The 24,804-nt window shown below is 69.4% G+C and carries 20 protein-coding genes; 11 read left to right on the top strand and 9 right to left on the bottom strand.

The window, feature by feature from the left end; all coding sequences use genetic code 11:
* Positions 1–6 precede the first annotated feature (6 nt).
* Positions 7–651: a TetR/AcrR family transcriptional regulator gene (locus tag ACWEKR_RS04535; RefSeq protein ID WP_452353282.1), complete on the bottom strand. Its 645-nt coding sequence runs from the start codon at positions 649–651 to the stop codon at positions 7–9.
* 161 nt (positions 652–812) lie between these two features.
* On the opposite strand from ACWEKR_RS04535, the gene ACWEKR_RS04530 reads away from it, so the two are divergent.
* Both ACWEKR_RS04530 and ACWEKR_RS04525 read left to right on the top strand, forming a co-directional pair.
* Positions 813–2,225, top strand: coding sequence for an NAD(P)/FAD-dependent oxidoreductase (locus ACWEKR_RS04530; protein WP_452353281.1), 1,413 nt, complete (start codon positions 813–815; stop codon positions 2,223–2,225).
* Positions 2,218–4,005: an FAD-dependent oxidoreductase gene (locus tag ACWEKR_RS04525; RefSeq protein WP_452353280.1), complete on the top strand. Its 1,788-nt coding sequence runs from the start codon at positions 2,218–2,220 to the stop codon at positions 4,003–4,005. Before ACWEKR_RS04530 ends, ACWEKR_RS04525 begins: the two co-directional genes overlap by 8 nt.
* A gap of 34 nt (positions 4,006–4,039) precedes the next feature.
* Here the strand turns inward: ACWEKR_RS04525 and ACWEKR_RS04520 are convergent, their stop codons facing one another.
* From ACWEKR_RS04520 to ACWEKR_RS04505, 4 genes are all read right to left on the bottom strand, one after another.
* Positions 4,040–4,777 (bottom strand): alpha/beta fold hydrolase, encoded by a 738-nt coding sequence (locus tag ACWEKR_RS04520; RefSeq protein WP_452353279.1) that lies wholly within the window; start codon positions 4,775–4,777, stop codon positions 4,040–4,042.
* 96 nt (positions 4,778–4,873) lie between these two features.
* Positions 4,874–5,209, bottom strand: a complete 336-nt coding sequence (locus ACWEKR_RS04515) for a hypothetical protein (protein WP_452353278.1) — start codon at positions 5,207–5,209, stop codon at positions 4,874–4,876.
* Complete coding sequence (locus ACWEKR_RS04510) at positions 5,112–5,408, bottom strand: TerD family protein (RefSeq protein ID WP_452353441.1); 297 nt, start codon at positions 5,406–5,408, stop codon at positions 5,112–5,114. Before ACWEKR_RS04510 ends, ACWEKR_RS04515 begins: the two co-directional genes overlap by 98 nt.
* 201 nt (positions 5,409–5,609) lie before the next feature.
* A complete protein-coding gene (locus tag ACWEKR_RS04505; RefSeq protein ID WP_452353277.1) occupies positions 5,610–6,023 on the bottom strand; it encodes a DUF7144 family membrane protein in 414 nt (137 codons plus the stop codon).
* Positions 6,024–6,248: 225 nt separating this feature from the next.
* On the opposite strand from ACWEKR_RS04505, the gene ACWEKR_RS04500 reads away from it, so the two are divergent.
* Together ACWEKR_RS04500 and ACWEKR_RS04495 are read left to right on the top strand one after the other, a co-directional pair.
* On the top strand, positions 6,249–8,867 hold the full coding sequence (locus ACWEKR_RS04500; protein ID WP_452353276.1) for a LuxR C-terminal-related transcriptional regulator: 2,619 nt from the start codon (positions 6,249–6,251) through the stop codon (positions 8,865–8,867).
* A gap of 53 nt (positions 8,868–8,920) precedes the next feature.
* Entirely contained in the window at positions 8,921–10,576 is a 1,656-nt protein-coding gene (locus ACWEKR_RS04495) for an alkaline phosphatase D family protein (RefSeq protein WP_452353275.1), read from the top strand.
* Between the two features lie 3 nt (positions 10,577–10,579).
* Here ACWEKR_RS04495 and ACWEKR_RS04490 read toward each other — a convergent pair whose 3' ends face one another.
* The 3 genes from ACWEKR_RS04490 to ACWEKR_RS04480 all read right to left on the bottom strand — a co-directional run bounded on the left by ACWEKR_RS04490 (position 10,580) and on the right by ACWEKR_RS04480 (position 14,439).
* Positions 10,580–11,728, bottom strand: coding sequence for a metallophosphoesterase (locus ACWEKR_RS04490; RefSeq protein WP_452353274.1), 1,149 nt, complete (start codon positions 11,726–11,728; stop codon positions 10,580–10,582).
* 76 nt (positions 11,729–11,804) lie between these two features.
* Positions 11,805–13,046, bottom strand: coding sequence for a tryptophan synthase subunit beta (gene trpB, locus ACWEKR_RS04485; protein WP_452353273.1), 1,242 nt, complete (start codon positions 13,044–13,046; stop codon positions 11,805–11,807).
* Positions 13,047–13,215: 169 nt separating this feature from the next.
* Entirely contained in the window at positions 13,216–14,439 is a 1,224-nt protein-coding gene (locus ACWEKR_RS04480) for a serine hydrolase (protein ID WP_452353272.1), read from the bottom strand.
* 145 nt (positions 14,440–14,584) lie between these two features.
* Here ACWEKR_RS04480 and ACWEKR_RS04475 point away from each other — a divergent pair, with 145 nt between their 5' ends.
* Entirely contained in the window at positions 14,585–14,926 is a 342-nt protein-coding gene (locus ACWEKR_RS04475) for a hypothetical protein (protein WP_452353271.1), read from the top strand.
* An 86-nt stretch (positions 14,927–15,012) separates the two neighbouring features.
* Here ACWEKR_RS04475 and ACWEKR_RS04470 read toward each other — a convergent pair whose 3' ends face one another.
* Entirely contained in the window at positions 15,013–15,897 is an 885-nt protein-coding gene (locus ACWEKR_RS04470) for a hypothetical protein (protein WP_452353270.1), read from the bottom strand.
* A 305-nt stretch (positions 15,898–16,202) separates the two neighbouring features.
* On the opposite strand from ACWEKR_RS04470, the gene ACWEKR_RS04465 reads away from it, so the two are divergent.
* The 6 genes from ACWEKR_RS04465 (at position 16,203) to ACWEKR_RS04440 (ending at position 24,783) form a co-directional block, all read left to right on the top strand.
* Positions 16,203–16,997 (top strand): methyltransferase domain-containing protein, encoded by a 795-nt coding sequence (locus ACWEKR_RS04465; protein ID WP_452353269.1) that lies wholly within the window; start codon positions 16,203–16,205, stop codon positions 16,995–16,997.
* 315 nt (positions 16,998–17,312) lie between these two features.
* Positions 17,313–17,906, top strand: coding sequence for a hypothetical protein (locus ACWEKR_RS04460; protein ID WP_452353268.1), 594 nt, complete (start codon positions 17,313–17,315; stop codon positions 17,904–17,906).
* Positions 17,907–18,071: 165 nt separating this feature from the next.
* Complete coding sequence (locus ACWEKR_RS04455; RefSeq protein WP_452353267.1) at positions 18,072–19,247, top strand: hypothetical protein; 1,176 nt, start codon at positions 18,072–18,074, stop codon at positions 19,245–19,247.
* 632 nt (positions 19,248–19,879) lie between these two features.
* Positions 19,880–21,256 carry a DEAD/DEAH box helicase gene (locus tag ACWEKR_RS04450; protein WP_452353266.1) on the top strand — a complete coding sequence of 459 codons (1,377 nt, stop codon included), beginning with the start codon at positions 19,880–19,882 and terminating at the stop codon, positions 21,254–21,256.
* A gap of 417 nt (positions 21,257–21,673) precedes the next feature.
* A complete protein-coding gene (locus ACWEKR_RS04445; RefSeq protein ID WP_452353265.1) occupies positions 21,674–22,441 on the top strand; it encodes an ABC transporter ATP-binding protein in 768 nt (255 codons plus the stop codon).
* Entirely contained in the window at positions 22,435–24,783 is a 2,349-nt protein-coding gene (locus tag ACWEKR_RS04440; protein WP_452353264.1) for an FtsX-like permease family protein, read from the top strand. The genes ACWEKR_RS04445 and ACWEKR_RS04440 overlap by 7 nt, the downstream gene beginning before the upstream one ends.
* The last annotated feature ends 21 nt before the right edge of the window (positions 24,784–24,804 follow it).

Genomic DNA, 24,804 nt, shown 5'->3' with positions numbered 1-24,804 from the left:
GTTCCGTCAGCGCTGCGGTGCGTCGCCGTAGACCGTCAACCAGATCGCCCGGCCCAGCGCCTCGGCGAGCGCGTCGTCGGTGACGCCCGAGCCGGAGGAGAATCCGGCGGCGATCGCGCGTTCCACCATCGAGGTCAGCACCACGGCGGTGGCTTGCGGGTCGATAGCCGGGCTGATCCGGCCCTCGGCCCGGTCGGTCTCCAGGCGCGATCGCACCACCCGCACGAACGAGGCGACCCGGCCGCGCCAATACGCGCCGACGTCGCGGTCGTAGGCCGCCACCTCGCTCAGCGCCAGCAGCAGCGACCGGTGCTCGCGAAACCCCGCGATCATGGTCCGAACGGCCGCCACCACGCCCGCCTGCCCTCCGGTGTGCTCCGCGATCCACCAGCGTTCGGCGGCCTCGAACAGATCCGCCGTGGCCAATTCGGCCATGCGGATCAGCAGCCGGCTCTTGTCCGGGAAGTACCGGTAGAACGTCGACCGCGCCGACTGCGACGCGGCGGCGATCCGGTGCACGGCGATCTCGGTGTAGGGCGTGCCGTCGGCGAGCAGGTCCTCCACGGCGGCGAGGACGCGTCGCTCGAACTCCGCGCGCCGATCGTCGACCGGTTTGCGCGCGTTTCTGGGGACGCGGGTCAACGAGGGCATCCGGCTCCTCTCTGCGGCACGGGGCCGCGTTGCTCGGCTGTGCCGGGTCGGGTGCGTGCTCCCATTCTGCCGACACGGCACCGATATTGACATTCGGGCGGCCACCGCTCACCATCGGATCGGACACAGTGTCCGAGACTATGCGACCGAGGTGTTCGGGCATGCGCGGATCCCCTTCTCCGGCAATCGAGTACACCGATGTGGTGGTGGTCGGCGCACGCTGCGCGGGCTCCGCGGCCGCCGTCGCATTCGCGCGGGCCGGGCGTGCCGTCCTCGTACTGGACTCCGCGCGGTTCCCCTCCGACACACTCTCGACGCACCTGCTGTGGCCCGGCGGCCTGGCCGAACTGCGCCGAGTCGGCGCCCTCGCGCGTGTCCTCGGGCTCGGCGCGCCCCCGCTGACCACCGCCTTCGCCGACGGCGGCGGCTACCAGGTCCGGTCCTCGTTCACGCCGGTGGACGGCGTCGACTACGCGATGTGCGTGCGGCGGACCGGATTGGACGCCGCGCTCGTCGCCACCGCTGTGGACGCCGGCGCGCGGGTTCGCCAAGGCGTCCGGGTCACCGGCCTGCTGTGGTCCGGCGGTCGCTGCGTGGGCGTCCGCTATGCCGACGGGGATGGCGTTCGTGAGGTGCGCGCCCGCCTGGTCGTCGGAGCCGACGGACGTCGCAGCACGGTGGCCCGGCTCGTCGGCGTCGACCGCCCCCGGCTGTCCGCGCCGAGCGGACGGGACTGCTACTTCGCGTACTGGCACGACGGCGCGGCCGATCAGCGGCACATCGCGGCTCAATGGCGGTCCGGTCCCGATCTCGGCACCGCCTTCCCCTGCGACGGCGGCTTGCTGCTGAGCCTCGTCCAGCCGCCCGCGCACCCCGGCGAACCGGGCGCGGGGCGCGCCGAGCGCCGCTATCAGGAGGCGATCGAGCAGCTGCCCGGGCTGCAGCGGCGCCTGCGGGACTGCCGCCGCGTCGGGCGAGTGCGTTCGGCCACCCGCCTGGCCTCCTACTTCCGGCGCTCCACCGGCCCGGGATGGGCGCTGCCCGGCGACGCGGGCCATTTCAAAGATCCGGTGACCGCGCAGGGCATCCGCGACGCTCTGCGCTACGGCCGGCTGCTCGGCGAGCTCACCGCGGTGGCCCTCGACGACCCCGAGCACCTCGACACCGCATCGGCCGCGTGGGAACGGCTGCGCGATCGCGAATGCCTGGGCGTCTACCAGTGGACCAACCGGCTGGCCCGGGGCACGGCGATGCGACCCCTGGAGATCGAGCTCTATCGCAGGGCCGCAACCGATCCCACGCTGGCGGACGCGGTGACCGAAATCTTCTCCCGCACCGTGACTCCCGCGGAGATCTTCACTCCCGCCCGCGCCGCGACGTTCGCGGCGGGCGCGCTGCGCGCCTCGTGGCGGGCTCCCTGGCCGGTTTTCGCGGACCTGGTGGGCGAATGCCGCGACGCGGTCTCCGAACGGAGGGAGGCCTGCGCCTTCACGCGCCCCGATCCTGCCGACGCCATCCAGTCCCGGCCGCCGCGGCGCGTTCTCGCGGCATCTTCAGGAGATCGACATGCATGACTCGCGTCCTCGGCCGACCATCGACCTCACCCGCCGCGACCTGCTGCGCGGCTCGCTCGCGGCCGGCCTGGCCGTCGCCGCCGCACCGGCGCACGCCGCCCCCGCGGCACGCCGAACGCCCGGGCCGCGCACCGGGGGCAAGTCGGTCGCGATCCTCGGCGGCGGAGTCGCCGGGCTGTCGGCGGCACACGAACTGATCGAACGCGGCTACGCGGTCACAATCTACGAACCGGCGTTCCTCGGCGGCAAGGCCCGCAGCATGGGCGTGCCCGGCACCGGCACCGGCGGCCGGGCCGATCTGCCCGGCGAGCACGGCTTCCGATTCTTCCCCGGCTGCTACCAGAATCTTCCGGACACCATGCGGCGCATTCCCTTCCCGGGCAACCCCGATGGCGTCGCGGGCAACCTGGTCCGGGTCGAGGGCACCGTCGCGGGCTTCCGGGGCAGGCCGCCGATCTACGCGCCGGTCGAATTCGGCGGCCTGGACCAGCTCGACCCACAGCGGTTGCAGAACACCCTGGTCGGCGCCTTCGGCTTCATCCCCGAATTACCACCGGCCGAACTGGCGTTCTTCGCCAAACAGATGGTCGTCTGGTTCACCTCCTGTACCGAACGGCGTTTCGGACAGTGGGAATACGTGACGTGGGAACAGATCCTGGGGGCCGAGGGCAAATCACCGGCTTATCGCGAATACCTGGTCAGCGCCCTGACCCGGATCACCGTGGCGGCCAAACCTCAGGTGAGTTCGGCCCGGACGATCGGCACCATCGGCGAGGCGCTGGTGCTGGCGGGCAGCGGCGCGATCCCGCAGTACTCCGCCGGCATCGACCGGATTCTCAACCGCCCCACCAACGAGGCTTGGATCGACCCCTGGGTGGCTTATCTGCGGTCACGGGGCGTGCAGTTCGCTATGGGCAAGCGGGCGACGCGGCTGCAGTTGCGCGACGGCCGGATCATCTCGGCGACGGTGACCGATCCCAGCGGCCGCGCCACCACGGTCACCGCGGACTGGTACCTGTGCGCGACGCCGGTGGACAACGCCGTCCCGCTGCTCAGCGACGACATCCTCGACGCCGACCCGCATCTGGCCGGCATGCGGGAGCTGCGTACCGATTGGATGGTCGGCATCCAGTACTACCTCGCCCGTCCCACCGAGCTGCCGGAGGGTCACATCGCGGCGCTCGGCTCGCCGTGGGCGCTCACCGCGTTGCGACAAGCGCCGATGTGGGTGGGCGATTTCGCCGCCCGCTACGGCGACGGCACCGTGCGGGAATGCCTTTCGGTGGACATCTCCGACTGGGACTCCCCCGGCATCCGCTTCCGCCGTCCGGCCAAACAGTGCACCGCCGCCGAGATCGCCGAAGAGGTGTGGGCACAGCTCAGCGAATGGCTCAACACCGGAACGGGCTGGCTTCGTCCCGAGGACATCCGCTCCTGGCATCTGGACCCCGGGATCAGCTGGAGTCCGAGCGGCATCCACAACGCGACGCCGCTGCTGGTCAACACGGTCGGCTCCTACGACCACCGACCGCAGGCGCGCTGCGCCGTTCCGAATCTGTTCTTCGGCGGCGACCATGTGCGCAACAACATCGACCTGGCGACGATGGAGGGCGCCAACGAATCCGGACGCGCCGCGACCAACGCCATCCTCGATGCCGCCGACGACCCCGCGCCCCGCGTGCCGATCTTCCCGCTGGTGTCCTTGCCGGTGTTCGAGCCGTGGAAACGCGTCGACGCCGACCGCTACCGCGCCGGGTTGCCCCACCTGCTCGACGTGTGACCGGGCGGCATCGCGGGATGTCCGTCCGGGGCGCTCAGGACGCCTCGGCGGCGGCGCTGCTCGTGGTGGTCAGGATCGTCTGCGCGACCAACCGCGGGTCATCGATCATCGGCACGTGACCGGTGTCGGGCAGTACGGAGTACACGGCCTCGGGCAGTCGCATCCGGGCGATCGGGCCGTGGATCGGTTCGGGCAGCACCCGGTCGTGTTCCGCCCAGGCCACGGTAACCGGGCACGGCAACGGGGTGAGCGGAGCGATCTGTTCGTCGGTGCCGAGCAAGTCGGCGGTGACGGTGCACCCCAGCAGGTCGCGTAAGCAGGTCATGGCTTGCGCCGGGCTGAGGCGATCACCGTGCACGGCGATGTTGCGCAACGCGATCCGCCGCACCACCGCGCTGCGCAGCCCCAGCGGGGCGAGGAAGCCGAGCAGCTGCCCGGTGAGCGCCTCGCGGGCGATGCGGCGGGTCGCGGCCGAGCGGCTGCGGTCGCCGGACTCCCAGAGCCCGGCGGGTGAGAGCGCGCAGACGGTCTCGGCTCGACCGCGACGGGCCAATTCGATCGCCATCCAGCCACCCAGCGAATTGCCCGCGATGTGCACCCGGCGCAGCCCCAGCCCGTCCAGCCGTCGTTCGATGTCGTCCACCAGATGCTCGACCCGCGCCGGTCGCCGCAGGGCGGGCGGGCCGCCCCGATGGCCCAGCGCAGTCGGTGTGATCACCTCGTGCCGGGCGGCGAGCAAGGGCGTGACGTCATCCCACACCCGTTCGGACATCGTGACACCGTGCAGAAGAACGAGCGGGGGCTTGCTGGGCATTGGCGTCCCTTCGATTTCGTAGTGCGGTCCGGAAGGTGGATACCACAACCTCGCCTATGGGGACAGCCGAAAGGCCGACTTCGCCGATCGATCGGCGAAGTTTGCTCGCCGGAACGCTACTCGCCGCGCAGGTATCGCAGGCACACCGCGGCGGACGCTCCGATTTCCCGAGCACCGGAGTAGGCGAGCGCCGCAATGTTTTCCACGGAGCAAGCCATCGTGATACACCGGAGCACCCTCGTCGAAGGACGACTGACCGCAGCGCACGCGCAGCTCCAGCCACTGCGGCAGCTCACCGACGCGCAGATCGGGCAGGCGGGCGGGATTGCCGGCGAAAATCCACGCGCGCCTCGCGCCGTTGTCGTCCAGTTGCGCCGCGACGGCGGCCATGCGCTCCACGACGCGATGTACGACGCCGGACCGGTACAGGCCGGTCATCGGACCCCGCGCCGTCAGCGGACGCGCACACCACGACGCGATCGACGTCGGGCTCCACTCGAGCCAAGTCGACCTCGACCGCGTCGGCAACACCCTGCCCGCCGCGGTATCGGACGGCGCCGCGAGGGTGTTCGGGTTGGTTGTGGAACACGAAGTCCGCGTCCGACCGGACCCGACCTGCCGCGCTCAGCAACAGCGCCGACAGGTCGGGTGCGGGCACGCCGGGCCGGCCGACCACTCCAGGACCGCGCGCACAGCCGGCGCGGCGACGGGCGCGTTCGCCCCTTTGCTCAGGTTGGGCACGCCCTCCAGTGTGCCGTCCGCGGGCGCGCGGGCGCGAAAGTCCGTCCGGTCAGACGACTTCCGGCCGCCAAGTGGCCACCGCCCAGATCACGACGATGTTCAACGCGATCACCAGGATCGACCACGCCGGGTAGTACGGCAGCCACATGAAGTTCGCGATGATCGACAGGGCCGCCAGGCAGATCGCCACCACCCGCGCCCACGTGGCGCCGGTCATCAAGCCCAACGCCGCGATGACCAGCAGGATGCCGATCACGATATGAATCCAGCCCCATGCCGTGGTGTCGAACTTGTAGACGTACTCGGTGCCGACGATGATGAGCTCGTCCTCGGCGACGGCCGAGATGCCCTCGAAGATCGACAGCACACCGACGGTCAGCAGCAGGATCGCGGCCGCTATGGACGTGCCCGCCGCCATGCCACGGCGGACGGGGTGTGGCTCCGGTTCGGTCATGTGCGTCATCGGTCGCCCCCTTTCTCGGGAAGTAGTGGACGGACGCCTTCCGAATCTCCACCAGTCACACCGTCCGGCACTTCACCCGTTTCGGGTGACTCCGATATTTCGCGGCCTTGCGAAATGAAAATTCCATAACGACGGCACACGACGGGATCGAGCCGACTTCCCATTGGGTATGTTCCGCTACCGAGGCGCGGTAGTGATCTGTCAGCACACGGCCCGGGAGGCACGGTGACCACCTCGCACGTCCCCGCTCTACGCCGCATCCCCGCCGCGGCGGAATCCGCTGCCGAGATACCGGCGTTGCCGTTCACTCCGATTCCCCGGCCCACGCTCTACGCCGACGCCGACCGGTTGTCGTCCGCTCGCGACGGACACGTGCTGCTGATCTGCGCGCCCGCGGGGACCGGGAAATCCGTGCTGACGGCCGACTGGGCCGCCCGGCGCGCCGCGAACGGATCCGACATCGCCTGGCTGACCGTCACCGACCGGCTCGACGATGCGACGGCTCTGTGGACCGCGCTGCACGCGCGCTTCGACATCGTGGTCACCGCGTGCCCCGGACCGCCGATCGCCCAGGCCGCGGCGCTCGTCGAAGCCCTGGCGGCACGAACGACGCGGACGGTCCTCGTGCTCGACGACGCTCATCTGCTCACCGATCCGCTCGCGCTGGCCGGCGTCGAATACTTCCTGCACCACGCCCCGCCGACGGTCACGACGGTGCTGTGCGCCCGCTTCGCTCCGCCGATCCGCTGGCACGTCCTCGACCTGCATGCCCGGCTCACCCGGTGGGGTCCGGGCGAACTCGCCTTCACCCCGGCCGAGGTCGACACGCTGTGCCGGGATCACGGCTGCGAACTCACCGGCGCCGAACTCGAGACCCTGTGCACCCTGACCCAGGGCTGGGCCGCCCTCGTGCGCATCGCCGCGACCCAGGTGGCCGCCAGGTCCGACGACCGCGGCGCGGCGCTCACCGTGCTCGCGCGCCCGGCGCGCGCGATCGCCGACTACCTGACGAGCGAACTCGTCACGGGCCTGCCGCCCGCACTGCGCCAGTTCCTCACCTACACCAGCGTTCCCGTCGCGTTCACCGAGCAGCTCGCCGACGAACTCGTCGGCGACGGTGCGGGGCATCATCTCTACGAGCTCGATCGCATCGACTTCCCGATCGCTTCCGTCGTCCGCGACGGCGACGTGTGGTTCTCCTGTCATCCGCTGGTGCGCGCTCTCTTCCTCGCCGAGGCCCGCCGCCTGGGGCCGCAGCTGTGCGGGGAACTGCACCGCCAGTCGGCCCGCTGGTTGTGCTCGGCGGGGCTGCCCGCTGCCGCGCTGCCGCACGAGCTCGCGGGCGCGGACCCGGACCAGCTCCGCGAATTCCTGTCCACCTGCGCGTTGCGCATGGTCCTCGACGGGATGGGCGCGACGTTGTTCGATCAACTCGCCCGCTCGGCGCCCGACCTGCTCGACGACCCGTTCCTGTGGCTGGTGCGCGTCGTCGACGCGTTGGTGGCTGGCAGCACCGCCGCCGCGGTGGCCTGCCTGGACACCGCGCGGGCGCGCCGCGCCGCGAAGGTCTCCTTCGCCTCCCCCGAACGGCTGGACGCGCTCACGCTCGCCGCGACGATCGACGTCGCGGCGACCACCGGTGCCGTCCCGTCCCGGATTCCGGACGACGTCGCGCCGACCGGCGACCCCGATCTGGACGCCTACACCGAGATCCAGATCGGCACCGCCTTCATAGCGGGCGGCGCCGTCGAACGCGGCGAACAGCTGCTGCATTCCGGACTCGCACTCGCCGAGCACGCGACCCGTCCCCGCTTGGTACTGCGGGCACTGACCCGGTTGGCGTTCGCCGCCGACGCGGTCGACGCCGCCACCGCGATGCGTGACCGCGCGGCGCGTGCACTGGCCATCGCGGAGGAACACGGCCTGCGGGAGACCACCGACGCCGTCCAGGCGACCGCAGTGGCCGCTTACGGCGCCTACCTGCAAGGCGAGACGCCCGACGCGGCTCAGGTCGAATCCCTGCTCACCGAAGGAGTCGATCACGACGGTTCCTGCGGACCGGTCGCCGGTTGGCGCGGCCATGTCGTGGGCCGGTTGCTGGAGCTCGAGCGAGCCGAGGGGCAGTCCGCCGCGGTCGACGCGCTGCGCCGCAGCCTGCTGGCCCTGCTGGAGCACCGGGCGGTACCCGCCGCCACGGGCAGTCTGATCCTGCCGGTGGTGTGGGCGCTGCTGCGCGTGCACGATGCCAGGACGGCGCAACTGCTGGTCGAACGCGCCCGCGGCATCGTCGGGGAAGTCCCCGAGGTGCGCTTGGCCGATGCGGCGCTGCACGCGGTGGCCGATCGCCGCAAGGCGACCTGCGCCGTCCTCGAACCGCTCCTGGATCGCGCCGGCGACCTGCGTCCGGTCAGCGCGGTGACCGGCTGGCTGCTGTACTCCGCGGCGCAGCACGAGTCCAGGGCTCCGGCCAAAGCGCTCACCGCGCTCGAGCACGCGCTCGGGTCGGCCACGCCGCACCGGCTCCTGCGCCCGTTCCTCGACGTGCCCGCCGCGATGCCGCTGCTGGACAGCTACGCGGGCCGTCTCGGCCGGGCGGAGAGCTTCGCGGAGTCGATCCGGCGGCATCCCGCCGCGCGCCGCAGGCCCGCCTATCCCGCCTTGACCCACACCGAGATGACCGTGCTCAAACAGTTGCCCTCCGGCCGCACCGCCCAGCAGATCGCCGAGGACCTCGGTGTCTCCGTCAACACCGTCAAAACCCATCTGCGCGGCATCTACGGCAAGCTGGGTACGAATTCGCGGGTCGACGCGCTCGACCACGCACGCCGCGGCGGCCTGCTCTGACTACCGGCGCCCGCGGCGCCTTCCCGCCGCTGAGCGCGGTCTTACGCTGAGATATGGCCCTCTCACGTCGCGACCTGTTCCGAGTCGGCGCCGCAGGGTCGATGGCGGTCCTGGCGGGCACCGCAGCCGCGAGCAGCGCCCGCTTTCCCGCCCCGCGGCGGCTCGGCGACCCTTTCTCCCTCGGCGTCGCATCCGGCGATCCGGCCCCCGACGGCGTGGTGCTGTGGACGCGGCTGGCGCCGGACCCGCTGGCGCCGGACGGTCTCGGCGGCATGCCGGTGGATCCGGTCACCGTCGACTACGAAGTGGCGCACGACGAGCAGTTCCGCCAGGTGGTGGCCCGCGGGTCGGCGGTGGCCACCCGCGCACTCGGCCACAGCGTGCATCCGGAGGTACACGGCTTGGCGCCGGACCGCTGGTATTTCTATCGGTTCCGGGCGGGCTCCACGCTGTCACCGGTGGGGCGCACGCGCACCGCCCCGGAACCCGGAGGGGCTCTGGCGCGGCTGCGGTTCGCGTTCGCCTCCTGCCAATCGTGGAGTTCCGGCTACTACACCGCCTACGAACACATGAGCCGGGAAGATCTGGACCTGGTCGTGCATCTGGGCGACTACATCTACGAGCGGGCCTGGCTGCGCGGGCGAGCGGGCGTCGCCATGGGGCCGCGTTTCCGTGACGAGGCCGTTGACCTGCCCGGCTACCGGCTGCGTTACGCGCTGTACAAATCGGAGCAGCCGCTGCGCGCCGCGCACGCGGCGTTCCCGTGGCTGGTCACCATGGACGATCACGAGGTCGACAACAACTGGGCCGCCGACTCCCCCGGCATCGGCCTGGACGTCTGGCGCGTGCCTGCCCTGTTCCGCCGTCGCCGGGCCGCCGCCTTCCAGGCCATGTACGAGCACCAGCCGCTGCGCCTGGCACAGCTGCCGTCGGCCGCGGGCGTCCGGCTGCATCGCCGCTTCCGGTTCGGTGACCTCGCGGACATCACGATGCTCGACACCCGCCAATACCGCACACCACAGGTGTGTTCGGACGGCGTGGTCAGCGGGTGCATCGAGCGGTTCGCGCCGGAGCGCACGATCCTCGGCGCTGGACAACGAAATTGGCTGATCGACGGGCTGACCCACTCGCCGGCCCGCTGGCAGGTGCTCGGCAACCAGGTGGGCATGAGCCAGAACGACTCCGATCCGGGCCCCGAGGTCGCCGTCTCCACCGACGCCTGGGATGGCTATGTCGCCGACCGCAACGCCGTGCTCGCCGCCGCCGCGGCGCGCGGCGCCGGAAACCTGGTGGTGATCACCGGCGACCGGCACGAGAACCAGGCCGCCGACCTGCGGCGCGACTACTCCGATCCCGGTTCACCGGTCGTCGCGGCGGAATTCACCGGCACCTCGATCACCAGCAACGGAGACGGGGCCGACTTCGGCGACAAAGGCCGCAGGCTGCTCGCAGCGAACCCGGACGTCAAGTTCTTCAACGCCCAGCGCGGCTATGTCCGGGTGGAACTCGATCATCAGCTGTGGCGCAACGACTTCCGCGTCGTGCCCTATGTGCGCCGCCCCGGCGCGCCCATCCACACGCGCGCCAGTTATGTCGTCCAGAACGGGATTCCGGGTGTGACCGAAGCATGGCGTTCCGTAAACCCGCCCGCCCCGCCGCCCGCGCCGGATGCCGCCAGCCAGGCCGACGCCGACCGCGGCCACCGCTGACCTCTAGGCGCGAGCGGCCGCCTGCTCCGAACGCAGGATCAGCACGGTGATCTCACTCGGTGCGAACACCCGCAGCTGCGGCCCCCAGAACCCGGTGCCGCGGCTGGTGTAGAGCTGAGTGCGCTCGCCGTGGCGGCTCAGCCCGGCCACGACGGGTTGATCGAGGCGGACGAGGTAGTGGAAAGGCCAGATCTGGCCACCGTGGGTATGGCCGGAGATCTGCAGCGCCACACCCGCGGCGGCGGCCTCCGCGATCTGCTTGGGCTGGTGGGCGAGCAGGACGACCGGCGCCTGCGGATCGGCCCCGGCGAGCGCGGCGGGCAGGTCGGGACCGTGGCCGGGCAAGGCGATGCCGGTGGGGTCGTCGATGCCCGCGATCACCAGCCGATCCTCGCCGCGGCAGACGATCTCGTGCCGGTTGTGCAGCGGCTGCCAGCCCAGCGAGGCCATGTGATCCATCCAGCCCTGGGCATCGCCGAAATATTCGTGATTGCCGGTGATGTAGAACCGGCCGAGTTCCGCCTCGACCTTGCCGAGCGGGTCGACCTGCGCGTGCCGCTTCGCCACCGATCCGTCCGCGAGGTCGCCCGCGTGACAGGCGATATCGGGACGCTGCGCGTTCACCACCTCCACCACGCGTTCCGACCAGCGCAGCCGATCCAGTGCGGCGTAATGGGTGTCGGTCACTACGACCACGCGCAGTCCGTCCAGCGCTGCGCCGAGCCCGGGAATGCCTACCTCCACCGTGCGCACCCGCGGCACCCGGCGCGCCTCGACCACGCCCCACACCACCAGCACCGTCGTGGCCGCGAGCACGCCGACCGCGACGATCCCGGAGCGCGCCGGATCGGCCACGCCCGCGACGGTCAATCCGGCGCGCGCGAGATTGCCCAGCACCGACCAACTGAACAGCACCCACATCACGCCGAGCAGGGTGTCGCCCACGATCGAGGCCGCATCCGATTGGGCCGGCCCGTGCCCGAGGAACATCGACGCGGGCAGGCTCACGAACCCGAGCAGGAACAGTGCCGAACCGAGCCAGAACAGCGGGCCGGATTCGGCGGTGGGCGCCGCCACGAGCGTCCACCACGGCAGCAGGAACAAGACGGCGGGAATCGCCAGGAACAAGATCAGGCGGGGCACATACTTCAAGAGGGCTCGTCCTCGTGCGCGGGTGTAGCGCGCGGTCCCTCTCCGGCGCCATGGGCGATGTCGACCATAGCAGCGGTCATGCCACACCGAGCCGCTCGGCGGCCACGGTGAGATCCTTGTCGCCCCGACCGGACAGGCACAGCACGATCAGGGACCCGTCGGGAATCTCGCCCCGATCGGCCATCTCCATCAGATGGCCGACGGCGTGAGCGGATTCGAGTGCGGCGAGGATGCCTTCGGTGTGGCTGAGTGCCTGCATGCCGCGCAGGGCGACCGCGTCGGTGGCGGCTCGATAGGTCACCCGGCCGCTGTCTTTCAGATGGCTGAGCTCGGGGCCGACGCCGGGATAGTCCAGTCCCGCCGCGATGCTGTGGGTGCGTGCGATCTGGCCGTCCTCGTCCTGTAGCAGATAGCTGTAGGAGCCGTCGATCTCACCGGGGCTGCCCATGCACAGGGTGGCCGCGTGCGCGCCGGTGTCCACGCCCAGCCCGGCCGCTTCCACTCCGACCAGCCGCACCCGCGGGTCATCGGCGAACGGGTGGAAGACGCCGATGGCGTTGCTGCCGCCGCCCACGCAGGCCATCACGTAGTCGGGCAGCCTGCCTTCGAGGCGTGTCATCTGGTTCCGGGTCTCCGCGCCGATCACCGTCTGGAAGTCCCGCACGATCCGCGGGTACGGCGCGGGCCCGGCCGCCGTGCCGAACAGGTAATAGGTGCTGTCCACCGCGGCCACCCAGTCGCGGACCGATTCGGTGATCGCCTCCTTCAGCCGCCGCGAACCGATGTCGACCGGCCGCACCTCCGCGCCGAGCAGTTTCATCCGCATCACGTTCGACGCCTGGCGCCGCATGTCCTCGGTGCCCATGTAGATCACGCAGGTCAAGCCGAGCATCGCCGACACGGTCGCCACCGCGACGCCGTGCTGGCCCGCGCCGGTTTCGGCGATGATCCGTTTCTTGCCCATCCGGCGGGCCAGCAACGCCTGCCCGAGGGCGTTGTTGATCTTGTGTGCACCTGTGTGGGCCATGTCCTCGCGCTTGAGGTACACCCGGGCGCCCGGCACACCCAGCAACTCCCCGAATCGGGGTACCTGGTGCAGCAACGTGGGCCGGCCGACCCGATCGCGCAGCAGCTCGCGGTACTCGGTCACGAAGCCGGGGTCGGCACAGGCCAGGTGGTAGGCGTCCTCCAGTTCCAGCAGCGCGGCCATCAGGCCCTCGGGGACGAATCTGCCGCCGAACACGCCGAACCGGCCGCGCTCGTCGGGGAACATCTCGTGCCGGTATCCGCGCACCGCCACGTCAAGGTCAATCCTCATCAACACCAACGCTTTCACCGCCAAAGAGCCGACGGGTCAGTCCGTTCCGCTAGCGCTAGCACAACCCCACGGGTTGGCAACGACCGAGTTAACAGACTAAATGGTTCGGATGGCTAAGGTGTTCTCACTGGTGGAGGCGATCTGCGCGGACGGCCGGGCCGGCGCCTGGCTACCGGTCGGCAGGCACGGTAGCGGAGATCTGGGCGACCAGCCGCCACGGCCGTTCGGTATCGGTCGTGGCCTTGCCGCTGGTGAGGATCGCCCCGGACAGCCCGCGCGCCGGGTCGGCCCAGCCGTACTGGGTGGTCAATCCGCTGCGCCCGAAATGGGATCCGGTGTCGCGGCCGAATTTCGACCGGCGCCCGCCGAGTTCGAAACCCGCTCGGCTGACACGTCCGGCGACGCCGGGTATCCAGCGCGCCGGGCGCACCGCGTCCTCCAGCGTCTCCGGGCGGATTACGCGGCGGCCGTCCGGCCCGCCGCGCGTGAGAATCTCGTAGAACCGCGACAGTTCGGACGCGGTCGTGATCAGATTGCCCGACGGCAGTTCGGCGGTGAGGAACCCGTCGGTCGCCGCACGCGACGCCCGGTCCATCCGTCCACCCACCGCCTTGCGCGCCAGAAAGCTCGCGGTGCGGGAGGGCGCCGGACCGGTCTTCACGCTGGGCACCACCTTGTCCAGGTCTTCGGGCCGCACACCGAAATTGGTCCAGCGGAATCCGAACGGCTCGAGCACCTGCTCGGCGAGATGCTCGCGCAGTGGCTTGCCCGTCGCGCGCCGCACCAGCGCGCGCACGATCAGTCCGAGCGTCAGCGCGTGGTACACGCGGAAACGTCCCGGCTTCCAGCTCGGCACCAGGTCGGCCAGCGCTTGCACGGCCAGTTCCTCATCGAGCACCAGATCGACGCCTTGATACGGCGGCGGGACGAAAGGTATCCCGGCCGAATGCGAGAGCACGTCGCCGATAGTGATCGCCGCCTTGCCGTTGGCCGCGAACTCGGGGATGTAGCGCGACACCGGCTCGTCGAGGGTGAACGCCCCTTGTTCGACGAGCATGAACATCAGCGCACCGGCCACGCCCTTCGCCGTCGAGAACCCGCAGAACGGCGTGTCCGGAGTGGCCAGGATCTTGGCCGCGTCCGGCCCGTCACCCGGGGCGTTTCCCCAGCCGTGGCCGATGGTGCGGTTCAGCGCGATCTTGCCGTTCCGGCGCAGGCAGACCTGGATCGCGGGGGTGGTGCCCAGGCGGTACCACGCCTGCACCGACTCCCACACAGACTCCACGTCGGCGCGGCTGAGCCCCGACGCCGCGGGATCGTCTTCGGGGCCCCGGGTCGTCACGGCCTCCAAGTCGTCGACGATCGGCACGGTTCCAGCCGTTGGTGCGCTCACCCGGCCAGCTTATCCACCGTCCGCGCCCTGCCGCCGACGCGCTGCTCGGAGCCGCGGCGGACCCGCCGCCGCCCTCCCCGGTTGCCGCTGACACCGAATTCGACAACCCTGGGCACTGCCGATCGACACTTCTCCGGGAGCCGACATGCCGATCCTGCTCGCTCGCGTCATCGCCGTCCCGGTCAGTCTCTGGCTGATCGCCGCTCTCGCCGTCAACTCCGACTACCGCGCAGACAACATCTTCGCCTTACCCGACGCCGCCTTCTCACTGCTACTACTCATCGCCGCAGCACTACCCACCCGCCCAGCCGTCCCCGCCCTGATCACCGGCTTCCTCTTCGGCGCGGGCGTCATCACGGTCGCCGCCCTCGACCGCTTCGACCGCGACAACACACCCCAGGGCATCCTGAACCTCGTTGTCGCGGCGGTCTATCTCACCTGCGCCGTTTTGCTGATGCGTCGGCGGGAAGCAGCGGCCCACGCATAGCGAAACCAGCGGGGTCACACACGCTCGCGGCCGATGAATGTGGGTAGCGTTCGGTCGTCACCGAGGGCTGAGATGACAGGATCATCTCAGTTCTTCGGCGCGGGATTGATCGTGTCGCCATCCCAGCTCAGATCCGATTCCTCGGCGATCTCGAAGGCCTCGAAGCGATCGTCGGCCACAACCGCGTCGATCAGAGCCCGTGAGCCGGCGACGATCGTGGAGTCGAAGTCGATCTCGCTGGCCACGACCCATGCGTGGTCGGCGGGCCAGAGCAGCTGGGGCGTCACTCCGGGGAAGTCGGTCGTCCATCCCAGGCCCGCCGCATGCACCCAGCTGGGGTCGGCGAGTTCGGAAAGACTTGTGTCGAACAGCAGGAAGTCGCGTCCCGGCCACTGCAGGAAAGGCCCTGCCTCGATCGCCCGTCGGACCTGCGGCGCGACCGAGGCAGCCAGCTCGGCGTCGACTCGAGCTCGCTCGCGCTCCAGGTTCTGCTGATCGCCGTCGGTAGAAGCGACGAACACCGCGCCCGAGGATGTGTTCAGCTCGCCGAATCCATTCCAAACGCCGGCCGTCACCTGTTCCGGTGCCTCGGTGGCTGCGCGGAGGTGGACAGTGAGCGCGGCCAGCAGACTCGGGTCGAACCACCCCTCGACCGTCTGGCCGACTCTCCAGCCGTCGTCGAACAACATCGCCGCTTCGTCCTCACCGTCGGTGAGGTTGCGCCACTGCACCAGCGGATGCATCACTCTGCCGTTGCGCACGGCGACCTCGGCCCACGGCCACATCGCCTCCTCCACGATCTCGGGATTCCCCCACTCGTCGGTGACCGTGACGTCGCGGCGGGTCGCCTGGACCGGGTGCAGGATCCGCGCGTAAGCCTCGAAGCCGGTACCGGCGACGTCGCCGACCCCGTATTCGCCGACGCGCGCCAGCAGCCACCCGCCACGCTCGACATCCGTTGTGAACTCCACCCAGCCAGCCTAGTGAGCCATGCCTGTCGGGCGGCTCTGTCTCTGGCGTCGGCTCCGTCGAGCCGCTGTAGCCTGTCGAGAATCGACCGCGTGCGCCGCGCGGTGCTGCACTGCCACCAGAAGCTGCACCTGGACTACGGGTTCATGTGTCCAGCCCGATCAGCGGCGACACGTTCGGCGCGAACGGCAGCATCTCGGTCAGCTCCGCGTCGAGCGAAAGCGAAAGGACGCTCAGTGACTCTCGCGCTGGGGGTTCCGTACGATCGAACACTCGAATCGACCCCTGTTGCGAAGGGCACGGTGCGGTGCACGAGTCGAGAGCCGATGTGTTCGACGAGAAGTTCGGTGAGTTCCAGCGGTGGCAGGCCAGCCCGTGGGGCCGGCTGCGATACACCACCGCTGCCGTGAACCTCACTGCCCATCTACCCGCTGGCCCGCTGACCATCTTGGATGTCGGCGGTGGTAACGGACTTGACGCGCTCGAACTCGCCGCACGGGGCCATCGCGTCACGATCGCCGACATCTCCGATCAGTCCCTCGCCGAGGCGCGCGCCGCGGCCGCACAACGCGGCCTGGAAGACCGTGTTTCTACCCGGCACGCGAGCCTCGATACCCTCGGCGCCGAATTCGGTCGCGACTGTTTCGACGTTCTGCTGTGCCACAACGTAATCCAGTACCTACCTGACCCAGCCGGTGTGATCGCAGCACTGGCGGTACCGCTGCGGGCGAGCGGAGTGCTGTCGGTGATCGCGCCCAACGCCGACGCCGACCCGGTGTTGACCGCAGTGCGGGGCCTGGACCCGGACGGGGCCTTGCGAATGCTGGACACTGCCTCCCGCTACAGCGTCGCCTACGAAACCAGCACCCGCGCCTGCTACCCCGACCACATCAAAGCCGAACTGGCCGCTGCCGGATTCGAGGTCATCGCTCATCGCGGCATCCGGACCGTTTGTGACTACATCCGCGATGACGACCGCAAGTCCGATCCCGATTTCTACCGCCGGCTCGAACGCCTCGAATTGGCGCTGGCCACCCGCACGCCCTACATCCATCTGGCCAGGTTCTTCCACTTCATCGCCAAGCGGTCATCCCCACGGTGAGGCGCCGAGCCGGCATCCGGACGATCACTCACCGGCGACGTCGGCGGTGCCACACGCTCCGGTGGCGCGGGCTGCGGCTCCAGCGGGGGCACGGCACCGGGCGCTCTACCCCGACGATCTGGCGGATCGGCCTAGCGCGTTCACCTGATAGGACGGCACTCGTGAAGTCCATCGGTTCCGGCGAGAATTGTTCCGCCACATCTTTCTACAAGTCCGGCCCGCAACGGCGACAGCGTGTTCGCCCATCACACGAAGGTCACTCGGCACCACGCAGGCTCGAATACGAGCGTCGATCCTCGATGGCAGGATGCGGGTGTGGGTGACCATTTCGAACGAATAATCGATCTCGACGTAGCCTCTGCCGACGCGAGCACACTGGCCGAGCACGTGGTGGGCTGGATGGTGTCGCGACGATGGCTGCTTCGGCAGACTTCGCGCGAGGCGATGTACAGCCTCCAGGTCGACGAAGGCTATGTGCCAGGCCCCGACTGGCCGCAGATCACCCAGGAATGGGGCGCCGATTGGATTCCCGGTCCGGTCGCCGTCATCGTCGGCCGCCACGACCACTATCCCGGGCAAGGCGGCATCGAACCGGCCTCCGCGGTATGCCCACGCTGCCAGGCCACCACCGTGATCATCGACTACCCGCACCGATGGGAGGCCGATGCGGCTGTATGGCAGCCATTCTCGGACGCGATCGACGCCTGGAAGCAGACAGGCACCGGCGCGGCGATGTGCCCCGCCTGCACCACACCGAGCCCCATCACCACCTGGCAATGGGCAGACGGCTTCGCCTTGGGCGCTCTCGCCTTCGACTTCTGGGGTTGGCCGCCCCTCACCGAGGCCTTCGTCACCGATTTCGCCGCCCGACTCGGGCACCGAATCGAACACCACACCGGCAAGTTCTGAACCGAGGCTTCCGACAATCGAGCAGACACTCCCTGGTTCGGTTCGTCCAGAATCGCGTTGATCGGCCGGCGTGGATAGCGAGTCGAGGCAATCCAGCACGTGAGCTCCCCCTGATCGAGAAGGTCGCCCTCGGCGATGGCGTGCTTCGGGTGCCAGGATGACGCGATGAGCAGCGTGTCGAGGCAACCGGCCAGCGAGGAAACCGTGTATCTGTTCATGGATTACGGGCAGTTCCGCATCGACGGCGGCATCGAGAGTCCGGTCGTGGAGCTCGAACTCCTCGACCGCGCGCTGGCGGCGCATCCGTTCGCCTCCGATGGTCTGGCGGTGATGGTGCTGAGCCCGCATCAGAACAACTTTCGTATGCCGGTGACGGTTCAGGTGTGGGACGAGCGGCCGCCCGGCGATCGCGCCGAGTGGCAGCAGGTGTGTGAGACGAGGTTGCGAGTCGGACCGGAGGGCACACTGTGCCTGTCGTCGCCGACCGACGGCGCGGTCGACTGCCCGGTTCCCGAGGGCCGGTATCTGATCGAGATCAGCGGCCGTGGATTCATCACCTACGGCTGGCCTGGGTCGACCGAACCCGGCGATGTGTGGCGTATCCGGCTCTGGCCGGACGACGGCAGTGAACCGCTACCGGCTGTGCAGTGGGACATGCCCGGATACGGTGTGCCCGAAAATATTCCACTGCCCGACGGCACGGCGGCGGTCGACGACCAGGAGGAATGGGTCGTCGTAGTCGACGACAAAGGCTCTCGTCGCCTGCGCATCGCCGAACTGCGAGAACAAGCGGCCGCTTTCCAGCGGCGGCGCTGGGGCGGGGAACCCATACCCCGGCTCGAAGATCACCCCGGCGCGGAAGACCTCGCACGCCATGACCGCGCGATCGCCGAGGCCATCGCCACAATGGGTGATCCCGAGTTGCGGCGATTGGCGCGCTGGTCGGCGACCCAAGCCTGCGCGAAAGCCGGGCTCACCGACCGGCCGTGGGTGCGGCCCGCTTTGGCGGCGCTGCGGGACGGCCGACCGCTGCCGCCCCCGTTCGATGACATGGACGCGGCCATGACCCGCCTGCACGACGAGGACTTCGGCCCGCCGGACCACGAGCACGTCGGCGCCATCCAAGCAACGATCGTCCCCGGCTCGGCCGCTGCGGCGGCGAACCCCTTCGATCTGGGCCCGATCCACCGCCCGTCCTTCGCGCTGCCGACCGTCATCGACGCGTACCAACCCGACGCCCTCGATGCCGCGATGACGGCCCTGTACGCCACCGGATTGGTCTTCGGCCGCGAGGTGGACGCGCTGTTCGCCGCGGTCAGAGCGGAATTCGGAATCGGCTGAGCCGAAAGGCGGGGACGACCGCCAGGTCGGCGGCGGCGGCGACAAGGGCTACGACGGTGAAGGTCCCGTGCGTTCCGCATGGGGGAACGCTTAAGGTCGACAGCCTGATCAGCACCGACTTCGAAGGCCGGGCCCGCGACGCCAGTTCTCGCAGGCGCCGGACATCCAGTCGGGGAATGCCCGCACGAGCAGCAGCCGGGTCGGGGGCCGCCGGGGCCACGGCCCCCCACTTCCGGAGTTCGGCGCATTCGGGTGCGAGTGTCGGCTGTTCGGCCCGGCGATCAGTGGGATGGGTTTGCCGCGCGATCAGTCGCAGGGTTTGGAGCTTGTCGAGGATGACGGTGGCGTTGGACGGTTCGCAGAGTGGCCACCACCAGCGCCTAGATGCGAGAAACCTCACCCGATGAGTACCAACCACCCATCACAGGCTATTGTCGATCGAGTGCGTGACATGTCACGCCAAGCGTCGTAGATCGCATTCGCTTCGCAATTAGCGCTTGCCGCATCCGCTCTTCTTACGGCGATCGATTTTGCCCATCGGCAATCTCGCCACTTCGTGCCCCCGACGCGGACCCGGAAGGTCCACAGACGGCTCGGGCACCACCTGATGTCCGAAAGGCACCGCAACACCCATGAGTTCTGCTGACATCTCTTTCGCCGCGCTCGGCGTGAGCGCACCGCTGGTGAAGGCGTTGACTCGCGCCGGGATCACCGAACCTTTTCCGATCCAGACCGACACCCTGCCCGACTCCCTGGCCGGACGCGACGTGCTGGGCCGTGGCCGGACCGGCAGCGGCAAGACGCTCGCCTTCGCCATTCCGATGGTCGACCGACTCGGCGGCGGTCTCGCCGGTAGGCGCGCACCGAGCCGCCCGACCGGCCTGGTGCTGGCGCCGACTCGGGAACTGGCCACCCAGATCAAGGCCGCGCTGGAACCCCTCGCCGCGACCTATCGCATGACCGTCACCACGATTTTCGGCGGGGTCCCGCAGAACCGGCAGGTCCGGGCGCTGCGCGCCGGGGTCGACATCGTCGTCGCCTGCCCCGGCCGGCTCGAGGATCTCATGAACCAACGTCTGATCTCCCTGGATGCCGTCGAGGTCACCGTGATCGACGAGGCCGACCACATGGCCGACCTCGGGTTCTTGCCAGGCGTGACCCGCATTCTCGCGGCCACCCCGAATGACGGTCAGCGCCTGCTGTTCTCGGCCACCCTGGACAACGGCGTCAACAAGCTGGTCAGCCGCTTCCTGCCGGATGCCGAGCTACATTCCGTCGATCAGGCGAACTCCCCGGTCGCCGCCATGACCCATCACGTTTTCGAAACCGCGAGCGTCGAAGCCAAGCGCGAGGTCGTACACCGGCTCGCCTCGGGTTCGGGTCGGCGCATCCTCTTCATGCGCACCAAACATCAGGCTCGCAAACTGGCCAAGCAGCTGACCCTCGCCGGAATTCCGGCAGTCGATCTGCACGGCAACCTGTCGCAGAGCGCCCGCGACCGCAACCTCGCGGTCTTCGCCGCCGGTGATGCCCTGGTGCTGGTGGCGACCGATGTGGCCGCCCGCGGCGTGCACGTCGACGGTGTCGAGCTGGTCGTGCACGTTGATCCGCCCGCCGAACACAAGGCGTACCTGCACCGCTCGGGCCGTACCGCGCGGGCAGGCAACTCCGGTGAAGTGATCACCCTGGTGCTGCCCGGGGAACGACGCGACCTGGCCGACCTCATGCGCAAGGCCGAGATCACGGTAACCCCGCAACGCGTCACCGCCGATTCGCCCGTGGTGGCCGAGCTCGTCGGCACGATTGCCCCATTCGTCGCGCCCTCCTACAGCGAGCGGGCGGCACGTGAAGACGACCGACGAAGCAGCGGACCGTACCGTAGCGGTGGCGGCCCGCGCAGGGGCAGCGGCGGACCGCGCCAGAGCAGCGGCCGTCGCAACGGCAGTGCGGCGCAAGGTCGATCGCGCGCCAAGCCGCGCGCTCACTCTGGGCGCGGAACGGTCGCATAAGGCCCGTTTTTGGTCGCTCCCCAAGGCAAACCATGCTGAGATCGCCGTGTCGCTGAGCATCGCCAGCGGATTGCCGGGCATCGAATGCTGGTGCACATGGCTGATGACGCCGGTACTGGCGGGCAACCAATCGAGCGCGAGGCAGTCGCGCCTGATGGGTGGCCGTGCGATTGCGTAGCCGCGAAATCTGCAGGTGTGGCCAACAGGGAAACGCCGGGACACGACACTTGGACCTCAACGTCGGGCCTGCCCCCGGTTCGGGTGACTCCTGATCTGTGATGACTTCGGTCTTCGCAGTGGAATTTCGCTCTGCGCGTTCTCCAGCGATGCGCGCAGGTGATACCACTATCCGATCGTCGTCGGCATCTGTGACAACCGGCCCTTCTCACGTCGCGGCGGAGTCGCGATGCTGAGGGAATGAGCCGATACGGTCGTGTCGATCCGGTCATCGCTGCGGAGGCGGCCGCGGCGTCGGGGGCTCCGGCGTTGCGGATGGTGCGGGTGGGTAAGACCTACGGCGCGGCGGCCGCGCGGGTCGTCGCGCTCCGAGACGTGGACCTGCAGGTGCGACCCGGTGAGTTCGTGGTTTTGCTGGGGCCGTCGGGATCGGGCAAGACGACGTTGCTGAATCTCGTCGGCGGGATCGAGGAGCCGTCCACCGGCGTCATCGAGGTCGCCGGCCTGGATATCGGTTCTCTCGACGACAGGCAGCGCACCGACTTTCGGCGCGAGCGGGTGGGCTTCGTCTTCCAGTTCTTCAATCTGGTCCCTACCCTGACCGCGCAAGAGAACGTAGAGATCTTGGCGGAGCTGACCGGGCCCGGTGCCGCCGCCCGCAGCCGGGCGGCGCTGGAACTGGTCGGTGTCGGCGACGTCGCCGATCGATTCCCGGGACAACTGTCGGGCGGTCAGCAACAGCGGGTGGCCATCGCGCGAGCGATCGTGAAGGAGCCGCCGTTACTGCTGTGCGACGAGCCCACCGGCAGCCTCGACCTAACCACCGGCAGGCAGGTCCTGGCCGTGTTGCGTGATCTGGCTCGCGAGGGCCACCACACGGTCGTGCTGGTGACCCACAACTCCGAGATCGCCCGCATGGCCGACCGGGTGCTGTGGCTGCGCTCGGGTGCGATCAGCCGATCGGAATCGGTGCCTCATCCGATCGAGGCATCGGAGCTGCGATGGTGACTCGAATACTGTCGCGCAAATTACGGCGCGACCTCTGGCGGCAACGCTGGCAGTTCCTCGCCATCGCCGCGATCCTCTCCATCGGAGTGTCGGTGTTCGTCGCGGCGACCGATGCTTACCGCAATCTCGACCAATCCTTCGCCCGCGCCTACAACACCCAACGTCTTCCCGACGCGATCGTCTCCGGGCCGGGCGCCGCCGAGCTGGCCACGGAAATTCAGCGACTACCTGGAGAACCGATGGTCGAGGTGCGCCACCAGGCCGACATCGGCATCCGCATTCACGGGCGCGCTTTTCTCGGCCGCGCGGTCGGTGTCCCGGACACCGGACAACCTGCGGTTTCCCGCCTGGCGATTCGGTCGGGTGCGCTGCCGTCGGCCGGAGAGCTGGTGGTCGAACAACATCTCGCCGACCACTACGACCTCCACCCGGGCGACACAGTCGACCTGTTGAGCGCTCGCGGCTGGCAACCGGTTCGTGTCGCGGGTTCGGCGCTGTCGGCCGAATACTTTTGGCCCGCCCGCTCCAGCCAGGAGATCATGACAACGCCGGAGCACTTCGGAGTCGTGTTCGTCCCGGACGAAGACCTCGCCCGGACACTGCCGGACCCCACCGAACAGATCGTGCTGTACGCGGGCGACCGCTCGGCGGCACCCGAGCTGGTGGCCTCCGCCGAACGTTCGGCCGGCGCCAGCGGGCTGCAGGTGCTCCCCCGTGATCAACAGCCGTCGTATCGGGCCCTGCAGGATGACGTGAACGCATTCGGCACCTTCGCCAGCCTGCTGCCCTGGCTGTTTCTGGCCGCAGCCGTACTCGGCACCTACGTGCTGCTGTCACGCGTAGTGGCAGCGCAGCGCGCCATCATCGGAACCTTGGTGGCCAACGGCTTCTCGCCCGGTCTGCTGCGCAAGCACTACCTCGGGTATGGATTGGCCTGCGCACTTCTGAGTATCGCCCCCGGGCTGGCCGGCGGCTATCTGCTCGGTGGCTGGATCACCACCCGCTACACCCGGGCACTCGGGCTACCGCTGCACGTCACGGCGCTGCACCCGACCACCTTGCTGACCGCCACAGCCGCCGCACTGGCCGCCACCACAGTGGCGGCGTGGGCACCGGCACGCGCCGCGGCGCGTATGCCGCCCGCCGAAGCCATGCGCATCACCCCACCCGCGCGCCGCGGGGGCCGCAGTATCGTCGAACGCGCCCTGCCGCTGCTGAATCGCGCGCCGGCACGCTGGCGGATGACGCTGCGAGCCGTCCTGCGTAACCGCCGCCGCGCCATCTTCACCGTGATCGGCGTGGCTGTCTCGATGAGCCTGGTCATGGTGTTCGCCGGACTCCGCGACACCGTCATCACGTTGATCGATCGCCAATACGGCCGCGTCGCGCTGCAAGACGGCGAGATCGCCACCGCGCCCGGCACGACCGACTCTGTGCTGAAACGTGTTCGGCAAGACCCCGATGTCGCCACGGCCGAACCCGTCGGCCGCTACGACGTCGTCCTGTCCACCGGAGAGCGGCACTACGACACCCTCGTCATCAGCCTGCCCACCTCGACCCAGATGCACCGCTTCACCGCGAAATCCGGATCGAACCAGCTGTCCGACCATGGTCTACTGCTGGGCTCCGGACTGCGGAGCACACTGGGCCTCGCCGTCGGCGACACGGTCGAAATCTCCGAGACCGCGACCGGGCAGCGCTTCACCGCGCCGGTGACCGGGTTCGTCGACGAACCACTGTCACCGGTCGCCTACGTCTCTACCGACTTTCTGCGGCAGACCGTCGGACCCGTTCCCGACACCGGGGTACTGGTGAGACTTCGGCCCGGCGTGACCGACGAGCAAGCCGTCGCAGACCGGCTCACCGCGATACCCGGTGCGGTCGCCTACCTATCGACCGCCACCCTGGCCACGGCCATGCGAGAAGCTTTCGCCATGTACAACGCGGTAGTCGGCGTCCTGCTCCTCTTCGCCGCGATCATGGCCGCCGCGCTGCTGTTCAACGCGATGTCGGCCAATATCGGGGAACGACTCGGCGAACTCGGCGCCCTGCGCGCCGCCGGTATGCGCTCGGGCATGCTCTCGCGCCTGATCGCCACCGAGAACCTCACCCTCGCCCTCATCGGCATACCTGTCGGCGTCGGATGTGGGATTTTGCTCGCCCGCTGGCTGCTGTCCACCTACGAGAACCAAGGTGCCCACCTCGAACTCGCGATGCGCGCGACCACGCCACCGCTGGTGGCGGCCGCCGTCTTCGCTGCTGCTCTCCTCGTCCAATTCCCATCGCTTCGCCAAATCCGTCGCATCGATATCGCGCGAATTGTCCGCGAACGGTCACTGTGAGCCAGTACGGTCATCTCGCGC

The sequence above is a fragment of the Nocardia sp. NPDC004573 genome, assembly GCF_053602135.1.
The sequence above is the reverse complement of the archived record's forward strand: the minus strand, read 5'-3'. Positions and strand labels throughout refer to the sequence as shown.